A 20,762-nucleotide genomic window follows, 5' to 3' on the forward strand; every position below is an offset into this window, starting at 1 on the left:
GCCTTCGCGGTCGTCGGAAGGCGGGAACGGCCTCCCATCATTCGTGAGAACCCGCCCGGCCGGCTTGCAGACACCGGCGCTTGGCGAAGGGCCCGCCGGTACGCGGGCTTCTCGTGCACCGTCTCCACCCGCGCGTTGGATCATCTTCGCGCCACTGGACGCGCTCTTCGAGCCGCGAAGCGGCACCACGCTCCCCACCGCAGGGGACGCGGTCGCCGCTCCAGTACGCCGCTCTCTCCCGGTCGGCGCGCTCCAGCACCGCCCACACCGCACCGGTGGGGCGACGTTCCAGCTCGGATGCAGTCCGCGCGCCGGCATCCGGGGGCGTGGCCTGGAAGAGACCGGACAGGTCCTCGGGACTGCGGGTGGAAGCGTAACGGCCGCACCTACCGTCCACCCCGCCACCTTGATCGCCGTTCCCGGAGGTTGCGCCGCGAAATCGCTCCTCGCCTTACTCCCAGGACGTGCTGGAGGAGCGCCAGGCGTCCGGCGGCAGTAGCCGTACGACCGGGACGCGTACGGCCACACGGGACGGCTTCCGGGGCTAGGTGGTCGGCCGACCCGGCATCGTCGTGGCGGCTCCACCTGGTCGATGCGCAGGGCGAGCTGAAGCTCCGGTGCCCGGCTCCGGCCGCTGCCGGTCCCGGCCGAGCCGCCGGCCTATGCGATCCAGGCGCTGCACCACGGTGCTGACGTGGACGTGCAGGGCTTCGGCGGCCCTGCAAGGCCTGGCTCGCGCCCGCGTCGTCGAAGTACACCCGGAGCGTGTGCGTGAAGGTCGGTGCCGCCGCTTGGCGTCGTACGCGAGCACGGGAGCCCAGCGTCTCGCCGCACATAGCCGCCCAGGTCCGTCTGGTCGCCGAGCAGCACGCCGAGGAAGCCCAGGTCGCGCAGGGCCGCCCCGGTGCCTTCCCGGCCCAGCGCGCGCAGTGCGGTCCGGCAGCGGCGGGCTTCTCGGCGTGGGCGTCGGCGAATTCCGCGGGACTGCGCGACCGGCCCCCGCGGCTCCGACGGTGACGGGACCGGCGAGGATCTGGCCCAGTTCGCTCGCGAGGCTCGCGGCGCCGGGGCCGGGAGCCTCGGCGGGGAACACGAGGACCACGTCGTCGTGGTGCACCCCGGCCCAGGCCCTGCGCTGCCCGCACCAGGCGATACGGGCCGCGGCGGCCAGCAGTCGTGGCCGGGGCGCGGTGTCGGTGCCGGCGTGGAGGACGAACACCGCGTGCGGATCGTCCAGGTTCACGCCCAGTCGGCGGGCGCGGGCCGGCAGGCCGGCCGGGTCCGCCGCCCCGGTGAGGAGGTCTCCCAGCAGTTCGCCCCGTACCCGGTCCTCGGTCTCGGCGACCGAGCGGCGCAGCAGCAGGAGCAGGGCGGTGACGACGCTGGCCCGTTCGAAGAGGCGGCGGTCGGCGTCGTCGAGGTCGGCGCGGCCGGTCAGCGCGATGCTGCCGAGCAGTTCGTGCCCCGCGAGGACGGCGCACACCCAGGTTCCGTGGACGGACACGGCGCGCCTGCCGCCCGTGGAGGCGGCGACGGCCCGGGCGGACGGCGGGCGGGAAGTCGGTGCTCAGCTCGGCGAGTTCGGCGCCTTCCGCGTCGTGGATGAGGGTGCCGCCCTGCAGGACGGCGCCGATGGCGGTGGCGACGTCGGTGATGTCGCCACCGCGCAGGACCAGGGTGCCGGCCAGCCGGTCGTGGGCGTCCTCGGCTCCAGCGCGCATGCAGCGTCGCTGTGCGCTTCGATGGTCCGCGAGGCCGCGTTGAGATCGACGAAGCGCGGTACGCGTCTCGTCCAGCAGGCGGGCGCCGTCGATGGCGATGGCGGCGTGGTCGGCCGAGGGAGGACAGCAGGGCGACTTCGTCCGGTGTGAAGGTGCGCTGAGCGGTGCGGCCCGCGGCGTAGAGGACGCCGATCACCCTGGTGCCCAGGCGCAGCGGTACGCCGAGGATGGCCGGAGGCCCCTCCTCCGTGACGGCGCTGTCGATGGTCGTGGTCATGCCGGAAGCGCTGGTCGCCATGACGCGTAGTCGCCTTGGTGGAAGTGACGGCAGGCCGTCTCCGCGACCGGTCCGCCCAGGCCCTCCCCCCATGCCCGGGCGCACCTGTTGGAACGCGGCGGACGACCGAGCCCGTCGGTCACCACGCACGCACGTGTCGCCCGCTTCGTCGTCGTTGAGGGACAGGTACGTCACGTCCGTGCCCAGGAGCAGTTTGGCGCGGTGGACGATCGCCTTCAGCACGGCGTCCGGGTCCCTGAGCCGAGGCGAGGTCGCCGGCGGTGTCGAAGAGGGCGGCGAGTTCGGCTTCGCGGCGGCGGTGCTGGCTGAGGGTGCGGCGGATGCGCAGCGCGACCCGGGTGGCTTCCGCGACCGCCGCCGCGTCGGCGTCGGAGAGGTCGCCGCCCTGGGCCGCGGCCGGCCGGCAAAGCCGTCGAACTGCTCGGGCGGCGCGCCCCGGTCGAGCAGGTCCAGGAGAGTTCGCGCAGGTACTCGGCAGCGCGGTCGAGGGACACATCAGTGGCGGTACTGGGGGTACTGGCGGTGCTGGTGTTGCTGGTGTTGCTGGCGGTGCTCACGCTGCTGCCCGTACTGGCGCCGGTGCTCACGTTCTTCCGGGTGGTGGGCATCGGGCGCTCTCCGTGCGTGAGGGGACGCGGACGGGTCGAGGAACGCCGGTCGAGGCGGCCCGCCGCCCGCCGCGCCGCGCACGCGACGGACGGCGGTGGGACAGTGCGGACCGCCCCGGCCGGAGGTCAGCCAGCTCGGCGGCACCTGGTCCTTCCCGGCCTGACGGCGGGCGGGAACCGCGGCGCCGGCCGGGCCTGACCTGCTCCCGGCCAGGCTACGCCCGCGGGTCTCCTTGGCCACCAGGACGGTCAGCGTCGCGGCCGCCGCCGCCGCGGGCGGAGATAGATCGAGAGATGGGCACGGAGGAGCCGTAGCCGTCGAGCAGGGCCACGGCGATGATCGGGGCGAGCGCGCCGCCGATGATGGAGGCGAGTTGGGATCCCATCGAGGCACCGAGGCCGGCGGACCTTGGTGTCGAACATCTCGGAGATGAAGGGCCGCCTGCGGTCCGTGCTATCGCGCCGTGCAGGAGCAGCCCGGCTTGGTAGCCCGGCCGCGGCGATCACGAGGAAGGACTTGGAAGTCCAGCAGCGCGAAGAACACGAACGCCCAGCCGATCATGCCCACGGAGCCGATGAGGGTGACGCTGCGGCGGCCGATGCGGTCGGACAGCGCTCCCCAGGCCGGGATGGTCACGAAGTGGACGGCGGAGCCGATGAGGACGGCGTTCAGGCCGTCGCTCTTGGGCAGCCCGAGGTGGCTGGTGACGTAGACGAGGAGGAAGGCGGTGATGATGTAGTACGAGATGTTCTCGCCGAGGCGGGTGCCGATCGCGGTCAGGACGCCGCGCCAGTTCGTGCGGAACACCTCGGCGATGGGTGCTTCGGCCCGGGCCCCGGCGGCCGCCTGCTCCGCGGCCTTGGCCTGCGCCTCCAGGAACACCGGGGACTCGGAGACGGACACCCGGATCCACAGGCCGGTCATCACCAGCACGCCGGAGAGCAGGAAGGGGATCCGCCAGCCCCAGGCGAGGAAGGCCTCGTCGGACTGGACGGCGGCCAGGAGCGCGAGTACGCCGGTGGCCAGCAGGTTGCCCCCGGGCGCACCCGCCTGCGGCCAGGAGGCCCAGAAGCCTCGGTTCTTGTCGTCCCCGTGCTCGGAGACGAGCAGGACCGCGCCGCCCCACTCGCCGCCGAGCGCGAAGCCCTGGATCAGGCGCAGCAGGGTGAGGAGGACGGGCGCTCCGGCGCCGATGCTCGCGTGGGTGGGGAGCAGGCCCATGGCGAAGGCCCGCGCCGCCCATGCGGAGCGGAGCCGAGGACGAGCAGCCCGCCTGCGGCCGATCTTGTCCTCCGTAGTGCACGAAGACCAGGCCGCCCAGCGGGCAGGCGGCGAAGCCGATCGCGTAGGTCGAGGAAGGCGAGGAGGGTGCCGACGAGGGGTTCGCTGCCGGGGAAGAACAGCTCGTTGAAGACCAGTGCGGCGGCCGAGCCGTAGAGGAAGAAGTCGTACCACTCGATGGTGGTGCCGATCAGGCTCGCGGCGACGATTCTCCGGATGCCTGGACGGGGCCGGCGTAGCCGTTGCCGGGGAGACCATGTGCACCACTTCCGGGGGTCCGTAGGACGTTCCGTGTCGCCGCACCGCCGTGGTGAAGCTCGCGGGGCGGCCAGCCGTACCGCCGGCGGTCCCTCACATTCGAGTAACCGATCTCGTGTGCCCGCCCACCACACCAAGCGGACACAGGCACGACAAGGCCTCCGGAGGCCCACAACGGACTCCCTGCCGGAAACACGCATTTCGACCCGCTTCGAGAGCCACCGCGCACGGCTCCCGTGCTGGTTCGGTGCTGACCACGAAGTCCCACGTCAGCACCCTGATCACCTCTCCGGGGCCGACGCGTCGAGGGCGGCGAGCGGCGGCCCGCCCGGGCGTCGCCACGACGACGGCCCCCCACCGCGCTGGACGTCCCATGCGGCGAGGATCCCCCGCCCTCGGGCGCCGAAGCTCAATAGCCGTCGAACGCTCGGCCCGATCAGCGTGGCCGTCGCCCGTGGCCCGGGCAGGGCCGGCCGGGATCGCGTACACGCTGGAGCCGCCGCTGCTGGGCACCGGCTCCGCCCGCCAACGTCCCCTTGCGGCCGGGCGGGGCGGGTGGGACCCATGCGCAGCAGCCCGTCCACGACGAGGCCGGGGAGCGGCCGGCGTCCTGTTCGGCTCTCCGGACAGCGGGCAGCGCTCCCAATCTGGCATGGGGTGCTGGGCGAGAGTGTCCTTGTGGGTGATACGGGCCCAGGTGCCGCAGGCGCACTCGTAGCTGTTCGTCAGCTCTTTGCCGGTCACGACCATTTCACCGGACTTCGGGCAGATGCCGGGGCACCACTGGCGCGGGGTCCTCGTAGAGGTGACCGTTACGCGGCAGGCTCGCCTTCGTCGGGGTGTACCGGCAATCTCGGGCAGAGGATCAGCTTCGTTGGGGCAGAGAACGCGCCTGGGCATCGTCGTCGCGCTTCAGCGGCGGCCGGCCCTGCCGCCTCGGTCAACTCTTTGCCTGCGGGCGGCCTTTCGTTCTCCCCTGCTCCCGCTGCCGCGCACGCCCCGCACGACCTGGCGCACCTGCGCCCGCAATCTTCCGCCTCGCTGGTCCGCAAACAGCCGGACCGCTGCTGGGACTTCATGCGGGGGCTACGACCAGTCCTTCGAGCGGCTGGCCGGATGATGCCGTCGACCCCGCCGCGAAGGCTGGACCCCATGCGTGCGGCACGCGTGCGCCTTTCCTCAGCGCAGGACTTCGACCAGCGCGATCCAGGAAGATGACGAGCGCCGTGATGGTTGCAGGCGATCGAACCGGCGGCGAGGCCATAGCACGATGCCCTGTGGTGAGCCGGCGAGCAAGGAGCGCGGCACCGACGAGGTATGCGAATGGCGCCGCAAAGCCGATGGCAGACTTACCGAACTTCATCTACGGTGATTGTCGGGGTGGCGGTTCTCGTAGATCCGTCTTGGCCGCCTGCACCTGCAGAAGACCTGCGCCGACTGCGAGTGCGACCGTTGAGCCAGCCCGTACGACTACCGGCGAGACCTCGGGGACCGGCCCCACTGCAGAGGCCGGAGAGCGCCAGTACGAGGCCGGCGATGCCGCCAGCCAGTCGCGATGTGAGCGACGGCGCTTTGACGACCTCGGCGATGTTGACGCTTGCCGCCACGATCACAAGACCGGCGAGCGCCCCCGCCGATCCCATCATGGCGACATTGAAGTCATTCCAGCCTTTCCAGGTATTCCTCCACATTCACGCTATCGGCATTGATGAGAGGCTGCACCTGAAGGCTGCCTGTGTGGCGGCGGCCGCCGCCAGTCTTTTGAATGCCCCTGGCTCCGCCGGCTGGGGGCGACCTCGCCTGTGGCGCAGGCTACTTCGACCAGAGCCCGCCTTCGGCCGCGAGTTCCGGGCGTTCACCGGGCTCCACGCCGACCCGGTACACGCCGAAAGTCCGGCGGCGGTTCCTGCGCGAGACATCCCGGCCACGCGCTGGACGGCTGGCCGCTGCCGCCACCTCGGTCTGGTGCAAGAGCGGACAGCTCGCGACACGCTAATTTGGGGCACCCCAAAGCAGAGGAGAGCCCCGTGGGCAAGGTGGTCATGTACAGCTCGGTGTCGGTGGACGGCTTCGTCGCGGACGAGAATGACCGGCCTGGACCCGCTGTTCGACTGGGTATCCAGCGAGGCGGCGTCCCGTTGGACGAGAGGCGGCCGGAGCTGAAGGTGTCAACGGTGACGTCCTACGACTACACCCTGGCCGTCACCTGGGACGAGATCCGGAGTCACGATCGTCGGCCGCCGCTGCCTCGGACCTGACGGACGGCCAGCTGGGACGAGGAAGCCTTCCGGGCGGGATCGACCACGTGGTCGTCGTGTCGCACCGGCCGATGCCCGAGGGGCTGGGACCCTTCGAGGCGCCGTTTCACTTCGTCGACGGCGTCGAGGCGGCCGTGGCCAAGGCGCAGGAACTGGCAGGGTGACCGCATGGTCGAGGTCGCGGCTGGCGACGTCGGTGGCCAGGGTGGCTTGCACGCGGGCCTGCGTCGACGAGGTGCGCATGGACGTCGTACCCGTCGCGCTCGGGTCGGCAAGGCGCTACTTCCGGGTCGGTCCACGCGCAGCACCTGTTGGAGGATCCTGACGTGGTGATTCAGGGCAACCGGGTGCTTCACCTGCGCTATCGGGCGCGTCCGTTGACTGGATCTGAGCGGGTACGTTCGAAGAAGTCCACTCGCGAACAGGATGATGGCCTTTGGGGTGGCGAACCGGCGCGGTCAGGAGAGTGTCGATTGCGCGAGGTCGGGTGGTGTGTCGATTGCGCGACCGCCGGTGGCGGCGAAAACGCAGCCACCGGCGCAGCCTCGCGGTTTTTCAGGAGTTCTGGAGCGAAAATCGGGGTGAAAGCCGAGGTCGAGGCTGGCCGCAGACTTCACCTCGGCGCGCGCCGATTTTCGGGGGCGGGGCCCGCCCGGTCGCCGGGTTCGAGGTAGGTCGGCGACCCGATTTCGGGGGCGCACCCTCCTTGCCGCGGCTGTCAGCGGTTCGCTGACGTCGACTGTGTGGGTGTGCGACATCCCGTGGGTTCCCCTGCGCGTACTCATGCCGGTTCTGTCGCCGCGCCCCGTACGCGGCGAACTCGTCCGGCCCGACGATCCCCGAGCTGCTCGGCTTCGCGGAGCGCACGCACCGCGGCCGCACGGACGGACACGTCCTCGGTCGGGAACACCCCGAGCATCCGCGCGCAGCCCCACTGCACCGCCCGTCCCAGCCGGCCTCGTCCGAAGGCCAGCTTCGCACCGGCCAGGGCGAGCGCCTGCGCGTCCAGGCGGAAGAAGCTGCTCCGGCCCCGGGGACCAATGGAACCGTGGTTGGCGCCGAGATTGCTCTTGGATCAGCGGGAGCACGACGTCCTGGGCGAGGACGTCGCCTGGCTCTCCCCTACGGCACGCGAACCTCAACGTGCTGGGCCGCTACAGCTTCTGCGTCACCGTTCCGGTCGGCGGCGGCCTGCGCCCGCTGCGCGACCCGGGCGCCGCCGACCTCGATGACGAGGACGACCGGGAGGAGTGAGCCACCTGTGCCCCGGCTCCAGGTGCGGCGTCGCAATCACGGCGAGGGCGCGCTGCGGCGATGCCGGGAAGAAGCGTCCGGGTGCGGTGGGTGTAGCGGGCGTAGGCCGGGCCGTGGGCTGTCGTGAGGTAGGGCTCTTCCACGACGCGGACCTGGAGCTGGATCGCGGTGACCAGTGCGGCCAGCGCCACGAGGGAGACCCAGTTGGGGACGATCAGGGACAGGCCGAGCGACGCGGTGACCATGGCGGTGAAGACCGGGTTGCGTACGTGGGCGAACAGTCCGTCGGTGACCAGTGCGGTGCGCTCACCGGTGTCCACGCCCACGCGCCAGGAAGGTGCCCATGTTCGTCTGGGCCGCGGCGGTGGCCGCCAGTCCGGCCAGTGCGATCGCCAGGCCCGTCCAGCGCAGGGCGGGGCCGGCGGTGCCGGGCAGCGGGCCCAGTCCGGCGAGGGCGGCTGCCGGAGCGGCAGCGCCGCCGAGCAGGGCGGCGACGAAGAGCACTCCGGCCCACCATGAGGGCTGGCCGGGGCGGCCGGAGATGCCCCTAAAACCCGTGTCACCGGTGCGGTGGCGTTGCTGGGCGGCGCGAACGCCGAAGGCGAAGGCCGTCCAGCCGAGGTAGAGCAGCAGTGCGGTCCATGCCCAGGCATTCATTTCCGGTTCCTTCTGACGGGGTGCAGCAGCGCATCCCGGGCGGCAGCTGCATGCCATCGGTCTGCCCGGTCCGGGACGGCGGCGGCGGCGAGGGCTGCGCGGCGGCCTCGCCTCCCAAGCCAGCACGTTCCTGCCGGGGCCGAGGCGCGGGGCCGACGGATATCGCGGCCATCAGCAGCAGCCCTTCGACTCGGCTTCGACGCACGTTCGGTCGGTCTCGACGGCCACCACGGCCGTACGCAGGTCGTCCAGCGCGTGGCCAAGTCGTTCGTCGGCCAGCTCGTAGCGGGTCCGCCCGGCCGTCGGGCATGGCGACGACCAGGCCGCTGGTGCGCGCAGGCACGCCAGATGGTTCGGCAGCCGGGTGCGGGAAATGCCGAGGGCGTCGGCGAGGTCGGCAGGAGCCAGGCGGGGCGTCGCGCAGGGCGAGCAGGATGCGGCAGCGGATCGGATCGGCGAGCGCGCGGGGCCGGGCCGGGCCAGAACCTCGATGTCACGGGCGGAGAGTCAGCACCCCACGACAGTACACGCAATCCTGAATTCAGGGTCACTGGCGAACCCTCACAGATGACCATCTGTGAGAGTTCCGCGAGAGCCCGGAAGTGATCACGTTTCCGCAAGGTCGCCACTCGCGAAAAGCTTCTCAAAACCTGCATGTTGTGCTGCATTGGCGGTAGAACGTCACGACTGCCCGAACTGTGAAGCACCCGCTGGCAGCGCCTGCCGCACCCGGGGCGGAAAGACCGCCGCGAAGTACCACACCCTCCGCTTCGTCCTCGTCCCCGCGCTCCGCGCTCCGCGAGGAACTGGAGATCCCCGTACCCGCCGACCGGCTCCCCGGCCCGGCGTGGAAGCAGGGCCCGGCGCTCGCTGTCGTGCCCGCGCCCCGCACCGAGCGGCCGCTCCGGATCGGGTGCGCCCGCGCCTCGGCTCGGCCCGCCAAGAGCCGGCGGAGGCCGGCTCGAGCGCTGCCACCGTGCGGAATGCCACAAGGTCTTCAAGGCGCAGATCAGCACCCGCATCAAGCTGCGGCCCGAACTGGAGAAGGCGCTCTCGCCAGCCCACCAGTTCAAGGAAGCCGCCCCGGAGACACCCGTCATCCTCACAGTGCAGGAGCTCAAGCGTCTGGCCAGGAACGCGGCCGAGCTGATGACGCTGTCCGTCGACCTCCAGGCCGGCGGCATCCAGGCCGGCGGCATCCAGTGGCTACAAGACCATGGAACGCTACCGGAGCCATCGACAAGCCCGGCGGAGACCAGCCACTTCTTCTACGAGGAGAAGCCAACATGCGCACCAGCGAGGACAACCTCGTCGAACTCATCCGGGGCAGCGGCCTCGAAGTGGACAGGGTCCAGGGCAACGAACCTGGACCCTCGGTCGAAACGGCCTGGCGTGCCATGGCGGGATTCGGCGTGGAGCCCAGTGCCTCCTTCCCCTTGAAGGGAGACCTCGGAGGAGTCCACCAGATGTGGCTCGAACATGCCCGCCGAGCCGATGTCATCGGTGTTGACGGGACGTTCCTCCTCACGGCGGTCGTGACGGGGAGTTCCGGGGTCGGCTGGGTCCGCGTGCGTCTCACGGACAGTGCCGACGTCGCCCGCCTCATCGATGACCAAGGACGGATCGAATTCATCGCCCGGTCCTCCTCCGGCGACCACATCTGCGGCATCACCGCGGAGGAGTACGACTACTGGATCGTCAGCCTGACCCTCTAAGAGGTCGTTTCATTTGGTGAGGCGGCGGTGACAGATGAGTGCTGCAGCTATGCCGACGAAGGCGAGGAAGTGTTCGGCCTTGCGCTCGTATCGGCGGTGGAGCCGACGGCAGCCGGCGAGCCAGGACACGGTTCTTTCGACGACCCACCTGTGGCGGCCGAGCCGTTGTGAGGACTCGATACCACGGCGGGCGATGCGATGGCGGATGCCGCGTTTGCGGAGCCATCGGCGCAGGTGGTCGTAGTCGTAGCCCTTGTCCGCGTGGAGCTTGCCGGGGCGCCGTCGACGAGGTCCTCGCCGGGACCGGATCGGCGGGATGCCCCGCACGAGTGGTTCAAGACCGAGACTGTCGTGCATGTTCGCGCCGGAGACGCCCAGCGAGAGCGGCAGCCCGTTCCGGTCGGTGATCAGGTGGATTTTCGATCCCGGCTTGCCACGGTCGGTCGGATTCGGTCCCGTCAGAGGCCCCCTTTTGCAGCCCGCATGCTGACCGAATCGATCGCGCAGCGCGACCAGTCCAGTTCCCCGCGGGCCCCGAGTTCGTCGAGGATGACGCGGTGGAGCCGGGCCCAGACCCGGGCCCGGCTCCACTGGGCAAATCGTCGGTAGACGGTCTGCCAGCTCGGGCCGAACACCGGCGGCAGCTGCCGCCAGGTGCAGCCCGACGTCGCCACGAAGATGATTGCGGCCAATGCCTCGCGGTCACCCGCTCGACGCCGGCCGCCACCCTGTGGACGTATGACCTCCGTCGGCGGTACCACCCGCCGAAACAGCACCCACAACTCGTCCGGCACCAGCCGCTCAACCAGATCCGTCATGCACGGTTCAACGAACGATCACGCCATAAGAAACGACGTCTAAATGCCCCCTTCACTCGATCGCCCCGGTTCAACGCGTAGCGGCGGCCGTAGCCGCACTCCCCCGGTGGACTCTCCGGCGCGCAGCCGGTCGCGTCCGGGCAACGGCAAGCGACAAGCGGCGTTCGAAGGCGAGGGAATCGCGACCGGTCCGTCGCCGGTCGACCGGCGGAAGATGCCGGACTGGGCACTCAGGATCTACGGTGCGGGCGCCCCGATCGGGCTCACGTCGGCTGGACGCCGGCACCGTCAGGATGCTGCGCGAGCAGGTCTTCGGGAGTGGTACGGGCTCGCAAGATCCACACCTCCGCGCTCACCTGACGCCCGTGGGTTCGACGTCCGGGAAGCCGCAACGACAGCGGCGGGCGCAGCCCGCGCCCGTCGCGCCGCGGCCGACTCCGACAGGGGCCGGGCGGGTCGGCGTCGGAAGGCCGTCGGGGGCCGGCCGTCGTATCGTCGGGGCGTCAGAAGCCTGTCGCGAGGCCGACGAAGTGAGGCGGGAGCCATGAGCGTGCTTCAGATCGCGCTGCAGGAGGACTTCCAGGGCGAGCACGTCGTGGTCACGGTGGACGGAACCGTCATCCTGGACGACCCCTCGGTGCACACCAGACGGCAGATCGGCCTGGCCCGTTCCCTCGAGGTTCCGGTACGGGACGGCGGGGTCACGGTGGAGGTCTCGGTCCAGGGAGGGCCGCACCGGAGTGTGGAGATCGACACGACCGTCACCAAGGCGGTGCTGGTCGATCTCGACGCTGACGGCGGCCTCACCGTCCGCGCGAGCGGAGACCTCCCCCGTTACGTGTGACCGGCACGTCTGCCGGGCGAGCCGCTCCGCGGACGGGCTCGATCGGACGCGGCCGGATTGCGACCCAGGTTGGTTGCACTTCCACTTGAAGGGACCGGCCTTCCAAGGGCGGGGGTGTGCGCTCGGTGGCACAACCGGACGGAGCGCACACTCCCGGCCTGTTCGGCAGGCGTCCGCATCGCGCTCAGGCATCCCAACCGTCGCAACTCCCTCCGCGGATGTGGCAGGGCATGTCGACAGGCCAGACACCCGCGGGATACACACCCGCGCGGGCCACACACCCGCGGGCCACACACCCGCGCGCCACGCGCCCCGAAGCGGCCGGACACCCACCCCTTCCGCTGCACCACCACGCCCGGGCGACGGAGCCCGGGCTGAGGAGAGGCCGGCATGACCACGCAGAAGCACCGCCCGCCGAGTGGGCTGGACGAGCTCGTCCGCTCTGTCGTCGAAGAGATCTCCCGCCTTGCCGGTGACGGCCGGGCCCGAGCCGGCTACGGCTCGGATCCCTACGCCGAGGGCGTCCAGGACCGCTGGGACACGGCGGCCGGCGCTCAGCCGACAGCGTCGGCCGCGGCCCTCCTGGTCCAGCGCAGCGGCGTGTACGTCCGCACCGACCTGCCCATCGTCCCCGCCCCCGACCACGACGGCGCGCAGGTCGTGGAGAACATCACGACGATGCCCGGCATGGTCGCGCCCGAGGTGCGGCCGACCGGTGCGGCGATGGCGGCGGGCGCCCTTCCCGACGGGACCGCGATCGCGGCCGAGCAGCCCCAGAACGGTCAGCCGCCGGCCGAGACGATCCAGCCCGGCGCCGCCCTCGGCCTGTTCGAGGAACTCCGCGTGGACGTGGACGGGCCCGCCCCCACGATGACCGTCTCGGGCCGCATCTGGCGGCTCATCACCGGCGGTCTCACCTGGATCGCCAAGGTGACCAAGCAGCCGGACGGCTCGTACGCCGGCCCGATCAGCTACCGCGACGGCAACACCTCCCTGCGCCCCGCCACCTCGATCCGCGTGCAGCTCACCGGCCGCCCGCCGCTGCAGCCGCTCTCCGCGCGGGTGACCTTCAGCCGCCCGGGCGCGGCCGACCTGGTCCTCGGCTACGCCTTCGCGCGGTCGGCATTCCGTGAGGTCGGGATCGAGTTCGACCGCGTCGAGGGGGCCGAGCAGACGGATGCGTACGCGCTGCACGACCACCCGGTGCGGCCCGCCGGCCTCCCCGACATCACCCTCACGGTGGAGGATGCCTTCACCCGGCAGGGAATCAAGGTCACCCGCACCCGCGGCAGCAACATGATCCCACGCTCGGCCTCCGTCAACGACAAGTGGTCCGACATCGAGATGCACGACGCGATGCAGCAGCACTGGTCCGAGTGGAAGCCCGGGCCCGGCGGACAGGGCGTCGCCCAGTGGCAGGTGTGGACCCTGTTCGCAGGTCTGCACGACGACGGCCTCAGCCTCGGCGGCATCATGTTCGACGACATCGGCACCGCCAGCGGCAGGGCTGCGCGATCTTCTCCGACTCGTTCATCTCCGAGCGGCCGCCGAACGACCCCGCGCCTGAGGCGTTCGCCCGCCGGATGCGCTTCTGGACGGCCGTGCACGAGCTCGGGCACTGTTTCAACCTCGCGCACTCCTGGCAGAAGTCGCTGGAGACTCCGTGGATGCCGCTCGCCGACGAGCCGACTGCCCGGAGCTTCATGAACTACCCGTTCCGGAAGCCCCACCCCGGCGGGCCTCACGCGTTCTTCTCCGACTTCGGGTACTTCTTCTCGGAGAACGAGCTGCGGTTCCTGCGGCACGCACCCGAGCGGTTCGTGCAGATGGGCAACATCCCGTGGTTCGACCACCACGCCTTCGAGCAGGTCCGCCAGTACTCCGCCCCCGGCACGCTGACGCTCTCGCTCCGCGTCAGCCGCAACCCCGACCACGAGGGCGCGTACCGCTACGGCATGCTCGAGCCGGTGATCGGTGAGCTGAAGCTGGCCAACACCTCCACCGACCCGGTGATGGTCGACCGCAACAAGCTGAAGGGCGACGACCTCGGCATCGTCATCCAGCGTGAGGGAGAGACCGAGGCCCGGATGCACCGGCCCTACCTGCGGTACTGCATGCGCCCCGAACCCGTGGTGCTGCAGCCCGGCGAGGCACTCTACGGGCAGGTCGTGCTCAGCTCCGGACTGGGCGGCTGGCAGATCGCCGAGCCCGGTACGTACCGTGTGTACGCCGCGCTGCGTACGGTCGCCGACGGTACAGCGGCCTCCGGCGCCGGTGCCTCCGCCGGGCAGGTCATGGCCGCGCCGCTCATGCTCCGGGTGGAGCGCCCGGCCAGCCGTGAGCAGGAGCGGCTGGCGGACGACGTCTGCACGGACTCCGTGGGACGCGTGCTGGCGCTGGGCGGAAGCCGGGTGCTGCACGGAGCCAACGACGTACTGCGCGAGGTCGTGGACCGGATTCCCGACGAGGGCGTCGCCAAACACGCCGCCGCCTGCCTGGCGCTGGCGGATACCGTCCCGGGCAAGATCATGCAGGGTGGTGGCGACGGTACGGGTCCGCGCCTGGAGCTCACGACGTCCGACACCGAGTCGGGTTGGCAGCGCGCCGAGCAGGCGTACGGCGACTTGAACGCCGCCGCCGAGACGTTCGGCCACATCCGTCTGACCCGCAACATCGAGCACATGGCCCGGTCGCTCGACCAACAGGGCGAGGGCCGGGACGCCACTCAGCTGGTGGGCGATCTTGCCCGGACCCTGGAGAGCCGCCGGGTCAAGCCAGGTGTGGTCAAGCGAGTCCGCAAGCTGGAGCAGCAGCTCGCCGACGGCGGCGGTCGGTAGCGGCTGCCGCGCCCGGCGGATTCACCACGACCCCCTCCCGGAACCATCCGGGAGGGGGTCGTGGTGCGCACACCGCGTCCCGCTGTCCGGGACGGACTCGACCCGGTGGCACTCCCTTCACACAGCACCGGACGGGTCTGTCCTGCCGGGCTGAGAGGTGGCTCGATCTAGGGTGACGGCCATGGCGACGCTGACCGGGGCGGTAGGCAGTGTCCGGATACGGCTGCTTTCCGCGAGCCCGTATTCCCAGGATCAAGGGCAGGGTGAGGCTTCGGGTGCCCCCTGGTGGGCCGTTCCGGCAGCCACCCTCATCGGGTGGCGTGATTGCGTGGTTCGCGGCCTGGTTCTCGGCCAGACGGCTGCGCCGAAGTGCCCAGGAGGGACTGAGGCACGAGCAGGCGCGGCTGCTCAACGAGCGCTTCGCCACGGCTGCCGAGTTGCTTGGGCACGAGGAGCCCGCTTGCCGCCTGGCGGGCATCCACGCAATGGCCGGCCTGGCCGATGACTGGGCCGAAGCGAACGCCGACAGACGTGCATCGACGTGCTGTGCGCCTACCTGCGCATGCCCTACCCGGCCGAGCCGGCCGAGCCGGCCGAGTCCGCGCCGCTGGAGGAGCGGTTGGCCTGGCAGGCCACCCGCGAGGTCCGCCACACGGTGATCCGCGTGGTCCGCGATCATCTGTGCCCCCGAATCAGTGGGTCTGCGGCCTCCTGGGAGGGCTGCGACCTCGATTTCACCGGGGTGATCTTCGATGACGCTGTGCTGGCGCAGCCGCCTGCATGCCTGCTACTGCCGAGACCCGCCGAACCTTGAGGGGCGCGGTGATGTCTCGTGGCGAAGCGGCGGCGTCCGGTTCAGGGGTCCGACGCTGCTGCCGGGTCGGTGACGGCGCAGGGCACCGACCCATGCAAGGGGATGCGGATCCGACCCCGCCGGGCGCGGCGCGCAGGGGCTGCGGCGTCGCCTCCCGCTGCCTGTCGCGCTCCGCGGCGGGGCGGCTGGGCGGCTGGGCGGGTCAGCGGGCACCGATGGTGCCCACGCAGGCGACGACCAGGGCCACGGCCGTCCCGGCCGCCGCCAGCGGCGCGGCGAGCGCCGGGTGGCGGTGCGCGACGTACCCGACGCCGCCCGCCAGGAGCAGCGTCACGAGGACCAGGAGCAGCAGGACGGCCAGGGCGAGCGAGGACATGTGGGGCTTCCTTCCGTCAGGGCACGCCGGGTCGGCGTGGTACGGGGGGCGGAGCTTGGAGGCCGCGGGGCGGCGCGGTACATGGCGGTCGGGTCTGTGGCCCTCGGCGGGTGAGGTGACCGCGTCGCCGGTGTCGCAGCCAGTGGCCAGGACACTCTCCTTCGTGCTCGGCAAGCGAGCAGACGAGCCGCGTTCTGGCTTCTGCTCAGTACATCGCCCCCGGTCGTTCCAGGATCGAATCCCTTGAGGCGGTTGTTGCCGACGTGGCACCCGGCAGATTGTCGACAGGCTCGAAAGGGCGCTCGCAGAGGTTAAATCCACCCACTGGGGAATTATGGCGGCGGACGTTTCTCGGGCGGGTACTCGCGCGACTCGGGCCGCGGCTCCATCCGGGCCACCATCTCCGCAAGCCGAGCGCAGACCCGTTGGATCTCCTCATGCGTTCTGTCGCGTTCTGTGATGACTGCCGCGAGAAGGAGAGCCGTCAGCGCGGTCGTGCCGTTGAAGGCCTGGAGCGTGACCATGTTGGCGAAGACGCCCTCGCCGACGAACGGGCCTCTGCCGCCGTCGGCAGCCAGGATCGCGAGCCACGACACCACGAGCGCGCACGGCGCCGCTCCGGCCAGCCGGAAGCGGAAGGCCGCCCAGATCAGGACCGGCGAGACCAGGAAGAGCAGGTTCGAGTTGGGTGTGCGCGTCGCCAAGAGCGTGACGAAGACCGTACCGAGCGCCAGCGCCACCGCCTCCAACCAGCGGCCGGGCCCGGCGCGCAACGGCCACCGGGCCTTGCGCAGCACGAGCAGGAAGGGTGTGACGACAAGGATTCCCATCGCGTCGCCGGTCCACCACACCGACCATGTCGGCCAGAAGTCGCCCGCATCCAGTGCTCCGGACAGGACCAGTACGCCGCTGCCTATGGTCGAACTGATCAACATCCCGGCGAGCGCGCCGAGGAAGACCAGCGCCAGTACGTCCCGCAGGCGGTCCAGTTCGTTTCTGAACCCGGCTCTGCGCAGCATCAGACAGGCGCAGACCGGGGCGAGGGTGTTGCCCGCGGTGATGGCCAGTACGGCGATCAACGACGGCCCGAGGACGACATTGACCAGGAACGCGCCCAGTGCGATGCCCGGCCAGACGCGCAGCCCCATCATGAGCAGCGCGGCCAGCGCGACGCCGGTCGGCGGCCACAGGGGGGTGACCTGGTCGCGCACCAGCTGATGGAGAAGGCCGACCTGTGCGGCCCCGTAGTAGACGGCGGCGACGGCGAGGATGCGCAGAGAGGTGGACCCGAGAGGACCCATCGCTGCGCTGCGCACGACAGCAGTGTGCGCCCAGATCCCGCCACCGGCGACCCCAGCGAACACTCCTCGGTCAGGCCGGCTCCTGCGGGCCGTCGTAGCGGACGACGAGGACTGCGGCATCGTCGCGGTGTCCCGTCAGGTCGGCCACTTTCACGACGGCGGAGGCGAGCACGTCGGGATCGGCGTCGAACCCCGCGCGCACCAGCTTGGCCACCTCGGCCAGACCGGACTCCATCGGGAAGTTCGGGCCCTCGACCACTCCGTCGGTGAGCAGCACGAGCACCCCTGCCTCGGTCAGTCGCCGGTGGGTCACCGGATACCGCTGACCCGACACGATGCCGAGCGGCGGCCCGCCGCGGTCGAGTGCTATGCCATGACGGCCTCCGGCTGTCGCCCAGACCATCGGGACATGGCCGGCCCTGGAGGCCGTCAGATCGCGGCTGACCGGGTCGAAGCGAAGGAAGCAGCACGTGGCGAAGAGACCACACCCCATGGCGATCAGCAGATCGTTGGCGCGGGCCAGTACCTCTCGGGTGTCGCTCGTCGCCTGTGCGAGGGCGCGCAGGCTGGTCCGCACCTGCCCCATGAAGGCGATGGCCTCCACGTCGTGGCCCTGTACGTCGCCGACCGTGAGCCCCAGTGACCCGTCGTACATGACGAAGGCGTCGTACCAGTCACCGCCTACTTCCAGACCGCCTCGTGACGGCGCGTACCTGGCGGCCAGGTGCAGGCCGGGCAACTCCGGCAGCCCGGGTGGGAGCATATGGCGTTGCAGGGCGACGGCCAGCTCGACCCTGGCCCGCTGGTACTCGACCCGTTCCAGGGCCTGATCGACGAGCTGCCCGAGGGCGACCAGAAGATCCTGCACACTTTCGGACGGCTCGGGACGGTGTCCGCGCATAACGGCTCCTGGCTCGCCCACAGCCTTCCCACCTCACACTAGCCGCTGCTGCCGTGTGCCTCCACAGGGGTGAAACCGGCAGGCCGGAGGTGGTGTCGATGGCGCCGTGACGGCAGATGCCGACCCGGGGCCGGAGGTCGAGGGACGACCGCGCCTTGGATGCGGAGGTGAGGCATGGCCCGCCGTGGGGTCAGCGCCGTTCGGGGCACGGTGGGTCGAAACGACGTTGCGGAATGTATCGGTGCCAGAGCTCGGGGGTCAGCAGGTTCCCGGTCGTCCGGCACACCACTGGCGCGCAGTGGTCCGCCCAGGGCACGGGGGTGCTCAGGTTTCGAGATGTCCCACAGGTGGAGGGTGCCGTTCTCCGCCGCGGCCGCGGCTGATGGCAAGGCGGATCATCGAGCCCGCCTGCCCGCCCAACGGCGCTCCGAGAGATGCGGGGTGTGCCGGATCGGCGACGTCCCACAGCCGAACCGTGCCGTCGTTGTTGCCGCCGGCCAAGGTGCGCCCGTCCGGAGTGAGCGGGGCTCAGACTCCATCTGCAGCTGGGGGGCGCTACTGGCGATACAGGGCATGACTCCGCGTCACGACCGTCCGTCGTGGAAACGTCGCCTCCGGTGCAGTGGCGTACGGGGATCTGCCGTTCACAACCAGCACTCACCGTGCTGACTCCCGTGCTGGTTTGGTGGTGACTACGGAGCGTTGACCGCGCCGACAGGGCCGCCCCGACCATCCCGACAACCCCCACCACCCGGCACCACCTCGCCTGGCGGCTGAGGGATGGGGGATGCGGGGACGCGGGGATGCGGCCAATGGCGATCGGTATCGCTCATCACCTGACATCGGGATCGCCTTCTTTCCCACCTCGCTCTGTCGAGGGGCGAGGACTTTGCAGGTGGCCAAGGTGCCGGGATGGTCCGAGCCCAGCACCCGGATGCAGCGGCACCTAGGTCTGTCGTCAAAGTGATCTCTCCAGGGTGTCCCCTCACTCGGGGTGGAACGTTCGGACTTCGCAGCGGAAGAGGAGGCGGGAGGCGGTGTCGGTGGTCCGGGCGTGGAGGAGGATGCCGGTGGCCGGGTCCACCGTGAAGTCGCAGACGAGGTCTTCCTCGGGAGCCCAGGCGCTGAGGGGAAAGCTGCGCAGGGGGCGGACGGTGGCACGGAGGAGTGGGGGCCGGTCGGGGTGGCGTCGGCGAGGTGGGACACGATGCGGGCCGGCGTGAGGAGTTCGGCGAGCCTGGCGGCGGCAGGGGCCGCCAGGTCGCCGCGGTAGGCGCCGCTGATCTCGGCGGTCAGCGTGCCACTGGGGCTGTGCACGGTGACGGTCCATCGGCGCGAGGAGGGCAGCGCGGCCGCCGACAGTGGCGGGTCGAGGCCGGGTTCGGCGTGGATCTCGGCGCGCAGCCGTACGGGGTCGAGGAGGCTGGTGGCCATCCGGGCGAGTACGGGGCCAGCCCCCGTGCCGTCCGGGGCGGGGGCTGCCGTGTCCGTGTCCGCGGAGGTGCGGGCGAGACGGAGTGTGCCACTGCGGAGGCAGCCGTGGGTGTCGAAGGCCTTGGCGCGCAGTAGCAGGCCCGAACGGACGTCGACTGCGACGGCCAGGCGGGAGGCCCCGGGCGGGAGCCAGGGGTCGGTCGGATCGGCCGATTCGGGGTCGGGGGTGAGGACGAGGTCGACCGCGGGCCGGCCTTCGTGCCAAGTGAGCCGTCCGTCGGAGGCGGTGGCCACCGCGCCGACGAGCCTGGCCGGATCGGTGAGCGCGAGACACGGATCCGTACCGACCGAGACGTCCCGGCGCAGGTCCGCGGTCGAGGCATCGTCAAAGGTTTCGCGCGCGTCGGGTTCCGGCTCAGCGCTCTCGAATCGGGCTGCGCCGGTTGCTCCGTAGCGTCCGGAGACCTCGTGCGGGACCCGGTGCTGGATGGCTTCGGCCACCGCGGCGAAGCGGGTGTCCTCGGCGGCGGCCGAGGCCATCCGGCCCAGGGCCCAGCGGGCCGCCGCACGGGGGTCCGGGGTGATCCCGGTCAGGGGGTGGGGAGCTGCCATGACGCCCACTTCTGCGGCCGCCCCGGTCCGTCGGACGGCCACTGCACGTACAGGACACGGTACGGGTGGCTCTCCGGGGCGGGAGCCGACGTCTCGATGTGCCAGTCGTCGCCTGCGCCACGCGTGATGCGGCAGCCGGGCTCGGTGATGCCGGTACCGCAGGCCAGGACCCTCTGGTTCGCTGTGTCCTCCTTCGGGACGCCGGCCTGGTTCAGGGCCTTGTGGACCATGAAGGAGGCGTACCAGGGCCGACCCGGCCCGGCGACCTCGACGCTCAGCGGCTCGTCACGGGCCGCGCGCCGATCACGCTGCCATGTGAGCCGTGTGGGCGGAGCGTGCGAGCCGCCCTGCTCCCCCCACTCTCCGGCCACCAGGGGAAGCGTGCCGGCAAGGCGGGTGTCCCGTGCGCTCGGCGCCGAGGGGGCGGCGGGTGTACGGGGGACGGCACGAGGCGGGTCTTCCTGCCGGCCGCTGCCGCAGGCGGTGAGTACCGGCAGTACCCAGACGACGGCGACCCGAACGCCGTACTCCGGCGGCCGGTGAGGGGTCTCCCGTGTGCGCACCCGGCCACGGGTCGGCTGTTTCGGACTCGGGAAGCAGCGTTCCCAGAAGATCACGGCGTGGCGTTCTGGGCGGCGCTCGTGATCATCTATCCGAGTAGGAGAAAGCCGGGCGAACGCATCGAGCGCGGGGCGCTGCTGTGTGCGAGGGCCACCATCGACGGGTGCGCCGCCCTCCCGTTCGCTTCGGTGCGGGAGTTCCCGTCGTACCGGG

General features: G+C 71.1%; 19 protein-coding genes and 4 pseudogenes. 10 read left to right on the top strand and 13 right to left on the bottom strand.

Going from position 1 to position 20,762, the window contains the following annotated elements; genetic code table 11:
- Positions 1-544: 544 nt before the first annotated feature.
- Entirely contained in the window at positions 545-811 is a 267-nt protein-coding gene (locus OG534_RS01115) for a helix-turn-helix domain-containing protein (RefSeq protein WP_326593413.1), read from the bottom strand.
- Here OG534_RS01115 and OG534_RS01120 point away from each other — a divergent pair.
- A complete protein-coding gene (locus OG534_RS01120) occupies positions 772-1,017 on the top strand; it encodes a hypothetical protein (protein WP_326594034.1) in 246 nt (81 codons plus the stop codon). The two genes, OG534_RS01115 and OG534_RS01120, sit on opposite strands and share 40 nt — an antisense overlap.
- A 37-nt stretch (positions 1,018-1,054) precedes the next feature.
- On the opposite strand, the pseudogene OG534_RS01125 reads toward OG534_RS01120, so the two are convergent.
- A pseudogene (locus OG534_RS01125) lies at positions 1,055-1,483 on the bottom strand (diguanylate phosphodiesterase); the annotation flags it as partial.
- On the opposite strand from OG534_RS01125, the gene OG534_RS01130 reads away from it, so the two are divergent.
- Positions 1,374-1,871: a hypothetical protein gene (locus OG534_RS01130; protein ID WP_326594036.1), complete on the top strand. Its 498-nt coding sequence runs from the start codon at positions 1,374-1,376 to the stop codon at positions 1,869-1,871. The pseudogene OG534_RS01125 and the gene OG534_RS01130 overlap by 110 nt on opposite strands.
- 22 nt (positions 1,872-1,893) lie before the next feature.
- Here the strand turns inward: OG534_RS01130 and OG534_RS38605 are convergent.
- A pseudogene (locus OG534_RS38605) lies at positions 1,894-2,241 on the bottom strand (hypothetical protein); the annotation flags it as partial.
- A gap of 276 nt (positions 2,242-2,517) precedes the next feature.
- Between OG534_RS38605 and OG534_RS01135 the strand changes: the two are divergent.
- Complete coding sequence (locus OG534_RS01135) at positions 2,518-2,826, top strand: hypothetical protein (protein WP_326594037.1); 309 nt, start codon at positions 2,518-2,520, stop codon at positions 2,824-2,826.
- 255 nt (positions 2,827-3,081) lie between these two features.
- Here OG534_RS01135 and OG534_RS38610 read toward each other — a convergent pair whose 3' ends face one another.
- Positions 3,082-3,849, bottom strand: coding sequence for an MFS transporter (locus tag OG534_RS38610; protein WP_442807020.1), 768 nt, complete (start codon positions 3,847-3,849; stop codon positions 3,082-3,084).
- Positions 3,850-6,194: 2,345 nt separating this feature from the next.
- Between OG534_RS38610 and OG534_RS01145 the strand changes: the two are divergent.
- Positions 6,195-6,799, top strand: a pseudogene (locus OG534_RS01145) (dihydrofolate reductase family protein); the annotation flags it as partial.
- Positions 6,800-7,206: 407 nt separating this feature from the next.
- On the opposite strand, the gene OG534_RS38615 reads toward OG534_RS01145, so the two are convergent.
- The 4 genes and pseudogenes from OG534_RS38615 to OG534_RS01160 all read right to left on the bottom strand — a co-directional run bounded on the left by OG534_RS38615 (position 7,207) and on the right by OG534_RS01160 (position 8,828).
- Positions 7,207-7,467, bottom strand: coding sequence for a DUF4158 domain-containing protein (locus OG534_RS38615; RefSeq protein ID WP_442807204.1), 261 nt, complete (start codon positions 7,465-7,467; stop codon positions 7,207-7,209).
- Positions 7,468-7,579: 112 nt separating this feature from the next.
- Complete coding sequence (locus OG534_RS01150; RefSeq protein WP_326586173.1) at positions 7,580-8,005, bottom strand: methyltransferase family protein; 426 nt, start codon at positions 8,003-8,005, stop codon at positions 7,580-7,582.
- On the bottom strand, positions 7,986-8,336 hold the full coding sequence (locus OG534_RS01155) for a hypothetical protein (protein WP_326586174.1): 351 nt from the start codon (positions 8,334-8,336) through the stop codon (positions 7,986-7,988). Before OG534_RS01155 ends, OG534_RS01150 begins: the two co-directional genes overlap by 20 nt.
- 171 nt (positions 8,337-8,507) lie before the next feature.
- Positions 8,508-8,828, bottom strand: a pseudogene (locus OG534_RS01160) (ArsR/SmtB family transcription factor).
- 85 nt (positions 8,829-8,913) lie between these two features.
- Between OG534_RS01160 and OG534_RS38620 the strand changes: the two are divergent.
- A complete protein-coding gene (locus OG534_RS38620) occupies positions 8,914-9,486 on the top strand; it encodes a zinc finger domain-containing protein (protein WP_442807021.1) in 573 nt (190 codons plus the stop codon).
- Between the two features lie 136 nt (positions 9,487-9,622).
- A complete protein-coding gene (locus OG534_RS01165; protein WP_326586175.1) occupies positions 9,623-10,051 on the top strand; it encodes a hypothetical protein in 429 nt (142 codons plus the stop codon).
- Between the two features lie 9 nt (positions 10,052-10,060).
- Here OG534_RS01165 and OG534_RS01170 read toward each other — a convergent pair.
- A protein-coding gene (locus OG534_RS01170; RefSeq protein WP_326586176.1) for an IS5 family transposase occupies positions 10,061-10,869 on the bottom strand; the annotation gives its coding sequence in 2 pieces (ribosomal slippage) (positions 10,061-10,519 and positions 10,522-10,869; 807 coding nt in all).
- Between the two features lie 544 nt (positions 10,870-11,413).
- Between OG534_RS01170 and OG534_RS01175 the strand changes: the two genes are divergently transcribed.
- The 4 genes from OG534_RS01175 to OG534_RS01190 all read left to right on the top strand — a co-directional run bounded on the left by OG534_RS01175 (position 11,414) and on the right by OG534_RS01190 (position 15,364).
- Entirely contained in the window at positions 11,414-11,713 is a 300-nt protein-coding gene (locus OG534_RS01175) for a hypothetical protein (RefSeq protein ID WP_326586177.1), read from the top strand.
- A 390-nt stretch (positions 11,714-12,103) separates the two neighbouring features.
- A complete protein-coding gene (locus OG534_RS01180) occupies positions 12,104-13,420 on the top strand; it encodes a hypothetical protein (protein ID WP_326586178.1) in 1,317 nt (438 codons plus the stop codon).
- Complete coding sequence (locus OG534_RS01185) at positions 13,381-14,550, top strand: hypothetical protein (RefSeq protein WP_326586179.1); 1,170 nt, start codon at positions 13,381-13,383, stop codon at positions 14,548-14,550. The genes OG534_RS01180 and OG534_RS01185 overlap by 40 nt, the downstream gene beginning before the upstream one ends.
- Positions 14,551-15,091: 541 nt before the next feature.
- Positions 15,092-15,364, top strand: a complete 273-nt coding sequence (locus tag OG534_RS01190; protein ID WP_326586180.1) for a hypothetical protein — start codon at positions 15,092-15,094, stop codon at positions 15,362-15,364.
- Between the two features lie 202 nt (positions 15,365-15,566).
- Here OG534_RS01190 and OG534_RS01195 read toward each other — a convergent pair whose 3' ends face one another.
- The 4 genes from OG534_RS01195 to OG534_RS01210 form a co-directional block, all read right to left on the bottom strand.
- Complete coding sequence (locus OG534_RS01195) at positions 15,567-15,740, bottom strand: hypothetical protein (protein ID WP_326586181.1); 174 nt, start codon at positions 15,738-15,740, stop codon at positions 15,567-15,569.
- Positions 15,741-16,072: 332 nt separating this feature from the next.
- Positions 16,073-17,041, bottom strand: coding sequence for an MASE1 domain-containing protein (locus OG534_RS01200; RefSeq protein WP_326593414.1), 969 nt, complete (start codon positions 17,039-17,041; stop codon positions 16,073-16,075).
- Positions 17,042-17,111: 70 nt separating this feature from the next.
- On the bottom strand, positions 17,112-17,942 hold the full coding sequence (locus OG534_RS01205) for a PP2C family protein-serine/threonine phosphatase (protein WP_326586182.1): 831 nt from the start codon (positions 17,940-17,942) through the stop codon (positions 17,112-17,114).
- Between the two features lie 2,024 nt (positions 17,943-19,966).
- Positions 19,967-20,359 (bottom strand): hypothetical protein, encoded by a 393-nt coding sequence (locus OG534_RS01210; protein ID WP_326586183.1) that lies wholly within the window; start codon positions 20,357-20,359, stop codon positions 19,967-19,969.
- Between the last annotated feature and the right edge of the window lie 403 nt (positions 20,360-20,762).

This window comes from Streptomyces sp. NBC_01294, from assembly GCF_035917235.1.
GTDB classification, from domain to species: Bacteria; Actinomycetota; Actinomycetes; order Streptomycetales; family Streptomycetaceae; genus Streptomyces; species Streptomyces caledonius.

Coding starts and splice junctions, on each gene's coding strand:
- OG534_RS01195 (WP_326586181.1), bottom strand. CDS start 15,740: ATGTCCTCGCTCGCCCTGGCCGTCCTGCTGCTCCTGGTCCTCGTGACG.
- OG534_RS01185 (WP_326586179.1), top strand. CDS start 13,381: ATGCCGCTCGCCGACGAGCCGACTGCCCGGAGCTTCATGAACTACCCG.
- OG534_RS38610 (WP_442807020.1), bottom strand. CDS start 3,849: ATGGGCCTGCTCCCCACCCACGCGAGCATCGGCGCCGGAGCGCCCGTC.
- OG534_RS01200 (WP_326593414.1), bottom strand. CDS start 17,041: ATGGGTCCTCTCGGGTCCACCTCTCTGCGCATCCTCGCCGTCGCCGCC.
- OG534_RS01180 (WP_326586178.1), top strand. CDS start 12,104: ATGACCACGCAGAAGCACCGCCCGCCGAGTGGGCTGGACGAGCTCGTC.
- OG534_RS01165 (WP_326586175.1), top strand. CDS start 9,623: ATGCGCACCAGCGAGGACAACCTCGTCGAACTCATCCGGGGCAGCGGC.
- OG534_RS01205 (WP_326586182.1), bottom strand. CDS start 17,942: ATGCGCGGACACCGTCCCGAGCCGTCCGAAAGTGTGCAGGATCTTCTG.
- OG534_RS01155 (WP_326586174.1), bottom strand. CDS start 8,336: ATGAATGCCTGGGCATGGACCGCACTGCTGCTCTACCTCGGCTGGACG.
- OG534_RS01175 (WP_326586177.1), top strand. CDS start 11,414: ATGAGCGTGCTTCAGATCGCGCTGCAGGAGGACTTCCAGGGCGAGCAC.